The 14,129-nt window shown below is 70.1% G+C and carries 8 protein-coding genes; all 8 read left to right on the plus strand.

Annotated features, from left to right (window positions below; genetic code table 11):
* Positions 1–2: 2 nt before the first annotated feature.
* The 8 genes from DEJ19_RS15635 to DEJ19_RS15670 are packed head-to-tail and all read left to right on the plus strand — an operon-like array spanning position 3 to position 14,123.
* Positions 3–1,022, plus strand: a complete 1,020-nt coding sequence (locus DEJ19_RS15635; protein ID WP_181441575.1) for a hypothetical protein — start codon at positions 3–5, stop codon at positions 1,020–1,022.
* Positions 1,012–2,931 carry a beta-ketoacyl [acyl carrier protein] synthase domain-containing protein gene (locus DEJ19_RS15640; RefSeq protein ID WP_181441574.1) on the plus strand — a complete coding sequence of 640 codons (1,920 nt, stop codon included), beginning with the start codon at positions 1,012–1,014 and terminating at the stop codon, positions 2,929–2,931. Before DEJ19_RS15635 ends, DEJ19_RS15640 begins: the two co-directional genes overlap by 11 nt.
* Positions 2,928–3,698, plus strand: a complete 771-nt coding sequence (locus tag DEJ19_RS15645) for a thioesterase II family protein (RefSeq protein ID WP_181441573.1) — start codon at positions 2,928–2,930, stop codon at positions 3,696–3,698. The genes DEJ19_RS15640 and DEJ19_RS15645 overlap by 4 nt, the downstream gene beginning before the upstream one ends.
* The gene (locus tag DEJ19_RS15650) at positions 3,698–4,639 is read left to right on the plus strand and encodes an ABC transporter ATP-binding protein (protein ID WP_111032394.1); all 942 of its coding nucleotides are present in this window, start codon (positions 3,698–3,700) and stop codon (positions 4,637–4,639) included. The genes DEJ19_RS15645 and DEJ19_RS15650 overlap by 1 nt, the downstream gene beginning before the upstream one ends.
* A gap of 7 nt (positions 4,640–4,646) precedes the next feature.
* Positions 4,647–5,783: an ABC transporter permease gene (locus tag DEJ19_RS15655; RefSeq protein ID WP_111032393.1), complete on the plus strand. Its 1,137-nt coding sequence runs from the start codon at positions 4,647–4,649 to the stop codon at positions 5,781–5,783.
* Positions 5,780–6,901, plus strand: coding sequence for an ABC transporter permease (locus DEJ19_RS15660; RefSeq protein ID WP_111233674.1), 1,122 nt, complete (start codon positions 5,780–5,782; stop codon positions 6,899–6,901). Before DEJ19_RS15655 ends, DEJ19_RS15660 begins: the two co-directional genes overlap by 4 nt.
* 2 nt (positions 6,902–6,903) lie before the next feature.
* Positions 6,904–7,800, plus strand: coding sequence for a CPBP family intramembrane glutamic endopeptidase (locus tag DEJ19_RS15665; protein WP_111233673.1), 897 nt, complete (start codon positions 6,904–6,906; stop codon positions 7,798–7,800).
* A complete protein-coding gene (locus DEJ19_RS15670) occupies positions 7,797–14,123 on the plus strand; it encodes a non-ribosomal peptide synthetase (RefSeq protein ID WP_146250690.1) in 6,327 nt (2,108 codons plus the stop codon). The genes DEJ19_RS15665 and DEJ19_RS15670 overlap by 4 nt, the downstream gene beginning before the upstream one ends.
* Positions 14,124–14,129 lie beyond the last annotated feature (6 nt).

Consider the following 14,129-nt stretch of genomic DNA (forward strand, 5'->3'; position numbering starts at 1 on the left):
CGGTGGCCGCGCACGCCACGAGCGGCTCTTCCGATCCGGGGGACCGGACGGTGCCGTCCGTCGCACTCGTCTTCGGCGGTGTCGATGCGTACCGGGTCGAGATGGGCGTCGAACTGCACGAGCACTCCCCGCCCTTCGCGGAGAGCGTCGAGGCGCACGACGCCGTGATGCCCATGCCCCTGGCGGATCTCCTGTGGTACCCGGCAGCGTCAGCGGCCCCTCCCTCCGGGCTGCAGCGCGCTGCGGCCGTCCTCACGATCGGGGTCGGCGCAGCCCGGGTGTTCCGGAGCGAGTACGAGGTCGAGGTCTCCCGGTACTCCGGACGAGGCGTCGGTACCGTCGCAGCTGCCGTCGCCGCGGACCTGGTGTCCCTCCCGGAGGCGCTGCACTGGCTCGGCACAGAAGGGGTGCCCGCGGGGGAGATCCGCCGGCGCATCGAGGAGCGCCGTGCCGGATCGCCGATCCTGACCGCGTACGGAGAGCCGGAGGAACTGCTCGGGGCCGCGACCGACGTCGACGCGGTCGTGGACGTCGGCCCGGGGGACGCGGAGGCACGCCTCCTGCGGCGAGCCCCAGGACGAGACGTCCCCGTCGGCTCGTGGGACTCGGCCACCGACCGACTCCGGGTGCGTGACCACCTCAACCGGCACCCCTTCTACAACCCTCGATACCTCGTCGAGCGCACACTCGGAGAGCTCGCGAGCACGCGGAGGACACCCCGGACGGCCGACGACCATGCTCGCGTCACCGAACTGGCGCGCTCACTGCGGACGGTCCTGCGCCGGACCGACCTGCCGACGAGTGTCGTCCGTGCGGACACGGAGCAGGTCTCCGCACTCATCGGCGACGCGGTGTCGACCTGGATCGAGAACGGTCGGTCGAAGGGACACTCCCCCGCCGAGATCGTCGCGAGCATCGCCGCGCTCGAGGACGAGACGCTCTTGCCACTCCGCCGATCCCTCGGCCTGGACACCGACCGACTCGAGATCACCGAGAGGAACCGGCCCCGCCATGCGTCATGACATCAGTGCGCTCGTCCTGCGCGAACTCGAGGCCGGCACCATCGAGCGCGGCGCCGCGGTGCGCCTCCTCAAGCAGTTGTCGCAGAAGACCCCGATCGCCATCGTCGGGATGGGTGCGATCGCCCGGGACACGGACGACTACCGCGCCGTGTGGCGCCGGTACCGCGCGGGCGAGTCGTTCATCGGGCGTGCATCGCAGCAGCGTGGCGACCTCATCCGTTCCGCCCTGCCGGCTCCCCTGGTCGGAGCACCCGAGCAGATGGCCAAGGGCAACTTCCTGGACGACATCGACACGTTCGACCACGACCTCTTCGGGTACTCCGCCGACGAGGCCAGGAACCTGTCCCCACACGCTCGCCTCGCACTCATGGCAGCGTTCCGTGCCGTGGAGGACGCCGGTCTCGGCGCGGAAGGCGACGCCGCGCACACGACCGGTGTCTTCGTCGGGAACAACTTCGTCCGTGACCAGATCTTCTCCTACATCAACATGGCGCTGCGTCAGGGGGGCGACCCCGAGGAGCTGCTGTTCGGGAACTGGACCTCGGGGATCGCGACACGGATCTCCCGCGCCTTCGACTTCCGCGGTCCGTCCCAGGTGATCGACGGCGCGTGTGCCTCGTCGACGATCGCGATCGTCAACGCCTGCAACCAGCTGCACGAGGGCTCGATCGACGCTGCGATCACCGGCGGCCTGTACCTGGACATGACGCCCATCACGACGTTCAACCAGCCGGGTGTCTTCGCCACGGCGACGGAGGACGCCGTACCGAAGCTCTACGGACGCGACAACGTCGGTGGGTTCGGCGGCGAGTACCTGGGGTTCGTCGCGCTCAAGACGCTGGAGCGTGCGACTGCCGACGGCGACCGCATCCACGGAGTGGTCCACGGCTGGTCGGAGAGCAACGCCGGCGCAAACGGCGGTTTCGACCAGACGTCGCCGGACTCCGCCGCGGCCGCTGTGCGTGACGCGCTGAAGGCATCGAGGACGGACGTGCACGACCTGGGACTCGTCTTCGCCGAGGGCTTCGCCCAGCCGATCGAGGAAGCACTCGAGACCGACGGGATCGCGAAGGGGATCGCATCACTCACCGATCGTCGGCAGTTCGCCGCGATCACCACCGCCTCTCCTGCGATGGGGTACATGCAGTCGGCCATCGGTGTCGCACAGCTCCAACTGATGGTCCAGGCCCTCGGCGACGAGGTCATCCCGCCCACCCTGTACTTCGACAGCCCGACGGAACTCGTCGACCTGGTCGACTCGCCGTTCTACGTCCCCGCGCAACCGCAGGACTGGCCGCCACCGGAGAGCGGCGAACGCCGAGGGTTGCTCTACTCGAACGCCTACGGCGGGTTCTACCTCACCCTGGTTGTCGGCCCGGCCCCAACGGCCGCGGTGCCGTCGACCGCCGAGTCGGCCGACGCGACCCTGCTCATGGTCGTGACGGGATCGAGCGTGGAGGGGCTCAGGACGAAGCTCGCCGCCGACCTCGAGATCGTCCGTGATGCCGACCCCCGACGAGTCGCGGAGCTCTGCTACTCGAGCGCTGTGCGGCGTCCGGCGCAGGTCGAGCACCGGGTCGTGGTCGTCGCCGACGACGTTGCCGCGCTCGTCGACGGGCTCGTCACCGCGCTCGAGACGGCGGACCACGACGGGTCGCGATCCGGGGCAGGGTGGCGCCTCTGGTCTGGTCATGGTCGCTCCACGATGACCACCAGGACCTCTCCCACCGGCGACCTGGGCACGCACGAAGCCGCAGAACGGTTCTGCCGTGGCGAGCACGTGCGGTTCGGACACCTGTTCGCCCCCGTCCAGCGACGCTTCGCCCCGCTCTCCCCGCACCCGTTCCAGCGCACACGGGCGTGGGCGATGCCCGAGTTGCGCCTCGATCAGATCGGAGAAGACCAGTGAGCCTCCCGTTCCTCTTCTGCATCCCCTACGCGGGCGGATCGGCGTCGGTCTTCCTGAAGTGGAAGCGCCCGCTCCAGGACCTCGTCGAGGTCGTGCCGATCGAGCTCGCCGGGCGTGGTGCACGCATGGCCGAGCCGACCGTGTCCAGCGCACGCGAGCACGGCGAGGACGTCGCCGGCGCCATCGCGGCGCGCCTCGCCGACGAGCCGGATCGGGCGTACGTGATCTGGGCCCACTCGATGGGGACGCTGGTGGCCTACGAGGCGTACCACGCGCTCCGCCGTCGGCGCGAGCGGGAGCGGACGCTCGAGCTCCCGGCACACATGGTGCTCTCCGGGCGGACGCCGCCGCACGTCCCGGTGACGAAGACCGAGTACCACCGGTTCGACGACGAACGATTCATCGACGCCGTCGACTCCTACGGTGGCGGGACAGCCTCGGTCCTCCGCTCGTCCCCCGAGCTCCGCGAGCTGTTCCTCCCCATCCTCCGAGCTGACTTCCGTGTCTCCGAGACCTACGAGTGGACGGACCCGGGGGTGCGCATCGCGAGCGCCCTCACGGTGCTCAACGGAGGCGACGACCGCAGCATCGACCATGCCCTGCTCGACCGGTGGCAGGAGCTCGCCGAGCGGCCGGTCACCCACCGCACCGTCGGCGGCGGTCACTTCTTCCCGTTCGACCAGGACGACATCGTCCGCGAAACCGTGCACGCCGTGGTGTCCTCCATGCCCACGCGTGCGTCCACCTCTGCACGAAAGGCGCTGTGATGACCATCGAGGCGAAGGACCTCCGCAAGACGTTCGGGAAGCACGAGGTCGTCCGGGGCGCGAGCTTCGTGATCCCGGAGGGGCAGACCGTCGGACTCCTCGGTCCGAACGGTGCCGGGAAGACGACCACGATCAACATGATGCTCGGGCTGCTCAGACCGACCTCCGGATCCGTGACGGTCTTCGGACGTCCGGCAGTCGGACTGCCCGCGGAACTCAAGAGCAGGATCGGCTACGTCCCGCAGGACATGGCGTTCTTCCCCGAGCTGTCGGGGCTGGCCAACGTCACCTACTGGGGTCGGCTCTACGGTCTGCGCGGAGCAGCGCTGAAGGCCGCCGTGCAGGAGTCGCTCGAGTTCACCCAGCTCTGGGACCGACGCAAGGACGCGGCGAAGAGCTACTCGGGCGGCATGCAGCGACGACTCAACATCTCCTGCGGCATCGTGCACAAGCCGAAGGTCCTCTTCATGGACGAGCCCACCGTGGGCGTCGACCCGCAGTCGCGCAACCACATCCTGGAGTCGGCTCGGCGCCTCGCTGAACTCGGTTCGAGCATCGTCTACACGTCGCACTACATGGAGGAGATCCAGACCCTCTGCGACAGCGTCATCATCATCGACGAGGGAACGGTCGTCGCCGACGGGCCCCTCGATGCCGTCATCGCCGAGAACGCGCCGGAGCCGTCCGTCGTCCTCGACTTCGGCGACGTCGCCACCGCAGGTGCCGGGGAACAGGTGCTCCTGGCGGACGGACTGCTCACCGAGGGTCGCTACGTCACCCGCGGCGACACGATCCAGCTGCACCGACCCGCCGACGTGAGCTTCACCGCCTACGCGCAGCGCGTGCTCGCCTCCGGGCTCGACCTCACCAGCGTCCGCGAGGACCGGCCGACGTTGGAGAACGTCTTCCTGAACCTCACCGGGAAGAAGCTGAGGGACTGATCGCCGTATGAACAACTTGATCACCCACTTCACGTTCGCCCTGCGCAAGGCGTGGGTCGAGAAGCGTGTGAACGTCCTGCGTCTCGGCCAGTTCGTCCTCGCGACCGTCATCCTGTCGTTCGCCTTCGGGTCCGCCTTCCAGACGAGCGACTTCGAGAAGGTCGACATCGCCTACTCACTGGAGGACGCAACACCAGCGGTGGAGGCGTACTTCGACCAGCTGACCGAGAACGAGGACCTCGGCGCCCTCGTCGAGTTCCACGAGGTCGGTGACTTCGACGACGGACGAGCGAAGGTCCAGGACGACGACTTCGGCGCCTTCGTCTACGCGACGACCGAGTTCGCCGAGGCACTCGACAGCGACGACGAGCAGGCGACGCTCGAGGTCTACTCCCAGCAGTACTCGGGCATCAACTACATCGTCGTCTCGTCCGTCGTCGATGCGTACAACAGCGGCGCCAACGCGACCTGGGCGGCGCAGCAGATCGGCACGCAGATCGACCCGGCGAGCTTCTCGACGCCCGCGATCGAGGGAACGAGCGTCGAGCAGGACCGTGCGATGACGTCGCTCATCTACTACTCCGTCGGCATGCTGCTCTTCCTCCTGCTCTTCGCGACGGAGTTCGGCTCCTTTGGCATCTCCGACGAGTACCTGGGCACGATGCAGTCCCGCAGCATGCTCGCGCCGCAGAAGCAGTGGCAGATGATCCTCGGCAAGCTCAGCGCCTACTCGGTGTTCGTCCTGGCGATGGCCGCGCTCTACATGCTGGCGACCTGGTTGCTCCTGAAGATGGACTGGGGGCCGAACCTCGGGCTCGTCCTGCTCGTGGTCTACACCTTCGCAGTGCTGTCGATCGCGCTCGGCATGGTCTTCATGGTCCTCACTCGGGACATGCAGCGGACCACCGTGCTCATCCAGGTCGTGGTGATCGGGTTCACGCTCCTCGCCGGCGGCTTCATCGCCACCGGCTTCGGCGGGCTCGAGCGGATCTCGCCGAACCTCTACGCACGAGACGCGCTCTTCGCAGCGATCTTCGACGACCGCATCGACGAGGTCTGGTCGAACCTCGGCGTGCTGTGGGTCATCACCGCGGTCCTCATCGCCGTCTGCACCATCGCGTCTTCCAGGAGGGCGAAAGCATGACCATCTTCACGAACAACCTGCGGCGGCTGCTCCGCAAGCCGTCGAGCTGGGTGTACCTCATCCTGATCCCCGTCGTCATCAACGTGTTCGTCGTCGGCCTCAGCATCCAGCAGGCGCAGTGGGTCATCGGGGTGCACGACTCCGACGACACCCGGGTCACGCAGCAGTTCGTCGATTCGTTCGGGGCCGACGGCAAGATCGTCGTGATCGAGGACCCGGCGACCGTGACCGCCGACCTCGACGACGCTCGGTACGACATCGCGATCGACTTCCCCGCCGGGTACACGCAGGACGTCATCGACGGGAACAGTCCCGTGCTCGAGGTCGTCGACCGCGGGGACAACAACCAGACCGACTCGCTGAAGGTCGAGTTCTCCTCCCACTTCGCCAGCGTCAACGCCCTCGGCGTCGCCGCCGACGGCGACCAGGACGCGTTCTTCGAGGCGTTCGGGGACTACGTCGACGAGAAGTTCACGGCGGACTACCTCAACTTCGACGGCGGTTCCACGGAGGAAGCGTCGCGCACCATCGTCACCCTGGGGTACCTGTCGTTCGGCATCACACTGATGATGTCGTCGGTCGGCCTCCTGCTCCTCGCCGACCGGCTCAGGGGCGTGTTCGACCGTGCACAGTTGACTCCGCTCACCAAACCGAGCTACTTCGGGCAGTACTTCCTCAGCATGCTGGTGATCGCGGTCGCCCAGCTGGCGCTCGTCATGGTCGTCCTGCCGATCATGGCGCCGGTGAGCTACGGAACCACGCTGGCCCAGACGGGTGGCGTGGTGCTCGCCGCACTGAGCTTCACCCTGTTCATCGTGGCGAAGAGCTTCCTGATCCACCGCCTCGCGAAGAACCAGCTCGTCGCGGCCACCGTGAGCTCGGTGATCGACCTGCCGATGCTGATGCTCGGTGGTGCCCTGTGGCCCCGCGACGTCGTCCCGGAGCTGCTCCAGCAGATCGGTCAGTTCTCGCCGGTGTGGTGGTTCCTCGATGCTGCGGAGCACGCCCTGCGCGGGGCGGACGCGGGGGCGTACGCGGTGCCGGTGCTCGGTCTGCTCGGACTCGCGGTCCTGCTCATCGTCATCACGTTCTCGGTCCGCACGGAGCGCGTGCGTTGAGCATGCGTGACGAGGCCGAGCTGCCGACGAAGGGGCACATCATGAACGGCAAGGTCGTCGCGCTCGCCGTGAGCGCGCTCGAGGTCGCCGTCTACCTCGTCTCCGTCGTCGTGACCGGGATCGTCGCCGGGGCGGTGACCAGGGCCGTCGAGGAACTGGACACGACAGGCGGCATCACCGGCGCGGGGGTGGCCGCCGACATCCTCCAGGTCATGCCGGCCGACGCGCTGCTCGGCTGGATCCTCGTCGACGCCGTCATCGTGCTCATCCACCTGGACGACCTGCGCGGCACCGGCGCGCCTCCGCCCAGGAACGGACGGGCAGGGTTCGGCGGACTGATCCTCCTCGTGCTCGCCGTCCAGGTCGGTGCCCTCGCGCTCGTCAGGTGGACCGGGCTCGACGCGGGTTGGCTCGTCATCACCGAGACCGGTGAGCAGGACTTCCTCGCGGGATCCGACATCCCCACGGCGCTCATCATCCTCGCTGTCCTGCTCCACCCGATCGCGGTCGAGGTCTTCTTCCGCGGAGAGTTGATGCACCGGCTCCGAGCCGCTGGATTCGGTACCGCACCGGTCGTCCTCGTCCCGGCCGTGCTCTTCGCGCTGGTCCAGCCCAGCTGGGTCCTGGCTGCCGTCGGTCTCGTCTTCGGTGTCGCCGTCGGGACCGTCCACCTGCGTACGCGATCGCTGCTGCCGGCGATCGTCTCGCACATCCTGTTCCTCGTCGCTGGCGTCGTCGCCTGGCAGGTCGTCCCCGGGGCAGGACAGGGCGACGTCGTCCCGGTCGTCTTCGTCGTGCTCTCCGTGCTCGCGACGGCACTCGCGCTGTGGATGCTGTGGCCACGGCACGCCGAGGAGCCGTGGGACGAGCCCGCGCGGACGAACGGTGCAGCGGCGTGAGGGCGACGGATGCGAGTGCGTCCCCCGGACTCGACACCACCGCCCTGCGAGTCGCCCCGGCGATCGCGGAGCACGCCGACGAACGACCAGAGACCGTCGCCGTCGTGGACGGCGACTCCCGCCTGACGTACGCGCGGCTGGCTGCACGCGCCGAGGCGGTCCGGACGTCGCTCGTCGAACGCGGCGTCGGCGCCGGTGACCGCGTCGCGCTCGTGCTCCCGCCCGGCTGCGCGCAGGTCGCCGCGGTGGTCGGCGTCCTCGCCGCCGGAGCCGCCTACGTGCCGATCGACCCGGAGGAGCCGGCAGCGCGCCGGGCGCACATCCTCGCCGACGCGGATCCGGTCCTGACCGTGGTCGACTCAGCCACCCACCTCGGATCGGTGGACGGGTCCGTCCACATCGGCGACCTCGACATCGCCACCGCCGACGGCACCGCGCCCCTCCGTCCCGCTCCGGTCGCGGACGACGAACCGATCTACGTCATGTACACGTCCGGCACGACCGGGGACCCCAAGGGCGTGGCGCTCACACACGGCGGGGTCGGGAACCTCCTGCACGCGCTCGTCGAACGCTGCCGACTCGACGACGTCGGTGCCGTCCTCATGCGCACACGGTTCTCGTTCGACGCGTCGGTGCCGGAACTGCTCCTGCCGCTCGCCTTCGGCAAGACCATCGTCGTGGCTCCCGACGGACGCGACCTGCCCGCGGTCCTCGACCTCGTCGCCCAGCACCACGTGCAGATGGTCACGATGGTCCCGTCCCTCACGGCGGCCCTGCTCACGTCGGGCGCACCACTGGGAGCGCTCGCCGGGGTTCGACGGTGGCTCTCGGTCGGTGAGGCCCTGCCCGCACGGACGGCCCGTGACCTGCTCGAACGTGCCAGCGCTGAAGGCAGCCCGATGCAGCTCTTCAACATGTACGGCCCGACCGAGGCTTCCGTGTTCCTCAGCGGCGGGCGGGTCTTCGAGGAGGACGTCCGCACGGGCCTGGAACGGGTGCGGCTCGGACGCCCGTTGCGGAACTACCGGGTCCACGTCCTCGTCCCCGGTTCGCTCACTGCCGTCCCCCCCGGGGAAGTCGGCGAGATCTGCGTCGCGGGTCCCGGCGTCGGGCTCGGGTACCTCGGGCGCGCGGTCAGCCAGGCGTTCAGCGAGGAGCCGACCACCGGGCACCGGATGTACCGCACCGGCGACCTCGGATGCGTCTTCCCGGACGGCACGCTCGACTACCGCGGCCGACGCGACGACCAGGTGAAGATCCGTGGGCTCCGTGTCGAGCTCGGGGAGGTCGATGCTCGGCTCGCCGCGTGCGCGGGCGTCGTCGACGCCGGGTCCGCCGTCGTCCACGACGGACCGCACGACACGCTCGTCGCCGCCGTCGTCCTCGAGGACCCGGGAGCAGGGACGTCCGGTCTCCCCGCTGTGCTCGCCGACTCGCTGCCCGCCCCGATGATCCCGACGACGATCGTCGCGGTCCCCGCGCTCCCAACCACTCCCAACGGGAAGCTGGACCGCGCCGCCGTCGCCGCGGCTGCGGCCGTCACGGCTCCGATTGACGCTGCGGGGACGGACGGGACGCTGGATGCGGACGAAGCCCTCCTCGCCGAGGTGCTACTCGCGGCAGGGCACGGTCGACCGACTGGCGGTGTCGGCCCGGCATCGACGGCCTACGACCTCGGCGTCGATTCGCTCGGCGCGACGGTCGCGGCCGGCATGCTGCGTGCCCGCGGACGTTCGCTCCCGGTCCGCGACGTGCTCGAGGGCCACACGCTCCGCGTCCTCGCCACCCGCCTCCGCACGATCGAGTCGGCAGACGTCGCGTGGGCCGACGACGGCTGGCAACCGAGCGCGTGGCGTCCACACGGGAAATCCGGTGTCGACGCGGTCGCTCCGCTCGTCCCGGTCCAGGAGGGCCTGCTGGCCGTCGCGGCGCAGGACCCGTCCTCCACGCACTCCATCGTCCAGCAGGTGTACGACGTGGCCGACGGACGGATCGACGGTGGGCACCTCGCCGACGCGCTCCGCGAGGTCACCCGGCGTCGAGCTGCCCTGCGGACCAGCATCAGGGCCACCACGGACGGGTACGAGCAGGTCATCCACAGCGCCCCCACGACGTCGTTCGCTTCGCACGACATCGCGCGCCCCGGGCTCGCCGACGACGTCATCGCGGCGGACCGGTCGAGCCTGTTCGACCTGGGGACCGCTCCACTCGCCAGACTGACCTGGATCACGGGAGTCGACGGCACGGCCCTCGTGCTCACGTACCACCACGTGATCCTCGACGGACCAGCGCAGGACGCTCTCGTCGCCGAACTCGTGGCCGAGCACGACAGGATCGCCGCCGGGGTGGTGGCGCCCGACGCGGACGCGACGAACGCAGCCGTGCGCGAGGACGTCCTCGCCCACACGTCCCGGTTGCGGGCACTCGCCCACGCGGCCAGGACCGGCACCGAAGCCGCGTCCTCGTACTTCCGCGACCTGCTCACCGGCCTCGAACCCGATCGTTCGCTCGCGCTCTTCCGCTCACGCACCCCGGACGGCGCTCCGATCGGTTCCGTCAGCGTCGCGGTGCCGCCCGCGGTGGGCGGCGCAGCGGAAGCACTCGCCCGAGCAACGGGGGTCACGGTCTCGAGCGTCGTCGAGGCGGCCTGGGGTGTCCTCCTCCGCCAATTCTCGGGCGTCGACGACGTGGCCTACGCAAAGGTCGTGACACGCCGGGACCTGCCGATCGCCGGCACGCCCGGGGCAATCGGTCCGTTGTTCGCGACCATCCCGGCGCGTGCCCGGGGCATCACGGACGAGAGCGTGCACGACCTCGTGCGCCGGACCCACGCGCAGTCGATCGCGTCGACCGAGCACGCGACGTTGCGACTCGAGGACGCGATGCGGGCGGCCGACCAGCCAGCCGGCCAGCTGCAGACGCTCTACCTCTTCGAGAACCACTCGGCCTCACGCCGTCGCAGCGGGGAGGCGGGCGTCGTCCTGCGCCCCGGGAGCACGGAGCAGACGGGTTTCGACCTGACCCTCGTCGCTTCACGGTCGTCGGACGGGCTGCGCCTCACCGGCCTCCACGACGGCATGGTCATGGGGTCGTCCGACGTCGCGTCGCTCCTGCGGCGGATGGTCGCGGTGCTCGACGCCATGACGGCCGCGGGGTCCTCACCGGCGCGACTCCTCCCGGTCACCACGCCCGGCGACGAGGACGTCCTCGCCCGGGACACGTTCGTCCTGTCTCCCAGCCCACATCCGCGCATCGAGGAGGTGTTCGACCAGGTCGCGTCGCGGCACGCCGACCGGTGCGCCCTGCGGCACGGCGACAGGACGCTGAGCTACTGCGAACTCGATGCCGCCGCGCATCGTTGCGCCGAGGCCCTCCGCCGAGCCGGAGCGTCAGCCGGGGACGTCGTCGGCGTCGCGGCTCGGCGCGGGATCGAGCCGATCGTCGCGATGCTCGGCGTCCTGCGCCTCGGTGCCGCCTACGTCCCCGTGGACCTCGACGCTCCGCTCGACCGCCTCGAGCACGTCGTGCGCGGCAGTGGCCTCCACGTCCTCGTCACCGACCCCGTGACCGCCTCGCACACCGGTGCCGCCCACGTCAGGACGCTGGGCATCGACCTCGTCACCATCCGGCTCGACGCCGGTGTCAGCGAAGGAACCGACGAGGAGGGCCGCGAACCGCTCGCCCGCGAACCGGGACCGTCCGTCGATGCGCCCGCCTACATCATCCACACCTCCGGGACGACCGGGCTGCCCAAAGCCGTGAGCGTGCCCCACCGCGGTGTCACCCGCCTCGTCATGGACCCGGCCTACAGCCGGCTGCACGGGGACCAGACGGTGCTCCAGACCGTGGCCCTCACCTTCGACGTGTCGACCCTCGAGATCTGGGGAGCACTGCTCACGGGTGCGACCCTCGTCGTCGCCGACAAGGAAACGCTCGTCGATGCGGTGGCGCTGCGGGCGGCGGTGCGTCGCGAGCGGATCTCGTGGATGTGGCTGACGACCTCGTTGTTCAACCTCCACGCCGACGCCGACCCACACCTCTGGGACGGGATCGACGCGGTGGTCGTCGGCGGCGAGAAGCTCTCCGAACGGCACGTCCGCGCGTTCTTCGCCGCGAACGACACGACGGTGCTCATCGACGGGTACGGGCCGACCGAGGCCACCACACTCGCGACCAGTCACGTCGTCGAGCGCGACTTCGTGACGATCCCGATCGGACGGCCGATCCCCCGGACGGGCGCGCACGTCGTGTCGAGCGGCCGTGTCGTCGGTTGCCTCCTGCCCGGGGAACTCTGGATCACCGGTGACGGAGTCGCGCTCGGGTACGTGGGTGATGCCGCCCGGACCGCTGCGTCCTTCGTCCCCTCGCCCGCCGGCGACGGGACGGCCTACCGGACCGGCGACGTCGTCCGGCGCAACCTCGACGGCACCCTGGAGTACCTCGGCCGCGTCGACGACCAGGTGAAGATCCACGGCCACCGTGTCGAGACGGACGAGGTCGCCGCAGCCCTGCTCACCGGCAGGGAGGTGACGCAGGCGGCAGTCCTCGTGCGGACTGGGGCCACCGGTCGCTCCGAGCTCGTCGGCTTCGTCGTCGCCACGGACGTGGCGGAGTCGACGCTGCGGGGGCGACTCGTCGCAGCCCTGCCACCCCACGCGGTACCCGCACGCATCCACCTCCTCACGGACCTGCCACGGACGTCGTCCGGGAAGACCGATCGGTCGAGGCTGCTCGCCACGGCGGCGGAACGCGACGCGGTGCCGGCGAGCCCCGACGGTGCCGACGGTACCGACGGTGCGGGGATCGAGCGCCTGTACTCCGTTGCGACCGGCGCAGTCGCGGTCGGTCCTGACAGTGACTTCTTCTCGCTCGGCGGCGACTCGCTCACCGCCATGCGACTCGTGCACCTGCTGCGGAGCGGGGGCGCCGACGTGCGACTGCGCGACGTGCTCGCGGCCCCGACCCCGCGCCTGCTGTCGGAGCTGCTCGACGCCCGTGCGTCGACCGTCCGGACGCCCACCGACGACGGCGCGACCACGTCGACCGCAGTGGACTCGAAGCCGTGGGCGACGGCCAGGGGCGCCGTCGCTGCCCACCTGCGGGACCCGGACTCACGCGCCCACAACGTGCCGTTCGCGCTCCTCGTCGACGGCCAGGTCGACCTCGCGGCGCTCCGCAGGCGGGTCAACGCCCTGATCCGTCACCAGCCGATGCTGCGGACCAGGTTCACACTCGAGCGACGAACAGACCGTGCCACGGAGTGGCTGCGTCAGGAGACGCTCCCGGCGAACGGTGCCACCGCGGTCGACGTCTCCCGTCGCACGGTCACCGAGCCGTCTGCGTGGACCACCGAGTCGATCCACGATCACCTCCGCCGTGCCGCCGTGCCGTTCGACCTCGCTCGCGGCCCGCTCGTCCGTGTCGAGGTCGTGTCCGCCTGCGGTAGCGACCTCGTGGTCGTCGACGTCCACCACAGTGTCTTCGACGGTACGAGCCTCGACGTCTTCCTCGCAGCGGTGAGTGCGGATGCAGATCGAGGGGTGCGCCGCACTGTGACGGCGCGCCCGTCCGATCCGGACACGACCGATCTCGAACACTGGCGGGCACGGTTCGCCTCGCTCCCCGCTCCGGTGGACCTCGACCTCGCGTGGGAGCGGTCGGACAGCAGCCTCGGGACCACGAGCACGACGCTGGCGCCGGAGACCTCGGATGCCGTCCGCACCAGGTGCGCAGCGCTCGGTATCACCGAGTACGCACTGTTCGCGAGCGCGGCCGCAGTCGTCCTGCAGCGGTACACGCTCGCCGAGGACCTGGTCGTCGGCATGCCCGTCGACCTCCGTCGTGGGCCATCGGACGCCGAGAGCATCGGCATGTGGGTGTCGACGCTCCCCGTGCGGATCCGGGTGTCCGACGACCACACGGTGAGGCACCTGCTGACGACGGCAGGGGCCGAGGTCCTCGACGCGCTCGACCACGCGAGTACTCCGCTGGACGTGATCCAGACCGCGATCCAGGCCGAGCACCCCGGCGAGCGCGTCGACCTCCTGCACGCGATCGTCGCGGTACGTCGAGCCGGTCTGACGTCAGTCGACCTGGGTGGGGTGTCCGCACGGCTCTTCGGCCCCGTCAGCATCGAGGCGAAGACCGATCTCGAGTTCACGGTCGAACTGGACGGGGCCACGCACCTGGTCGGCATCGAGCACCGTCGCAGCGCGGTGGACGACGACACGGCAGCCGGGATGCTGGAGCAGCTCCTGACGCTCATCGCAGACCTCGCATCAGCGGACCCCGGCTCCGACATCGGCGCACTGGCCGGCGCGTGACGCGTC

Origin of the sequence: Curtobacterium sp. MCSS17_016 (assembly GCF_003234255.2) — a bacterium.
Taxonomy (GTDB): domain Bacteria; phylum Actinomycetota; class Actinomycetes; order Actinomycetales; family Microbacteriaceae; genus Curtobacterium; species Curtobacterium flaccumfaciens.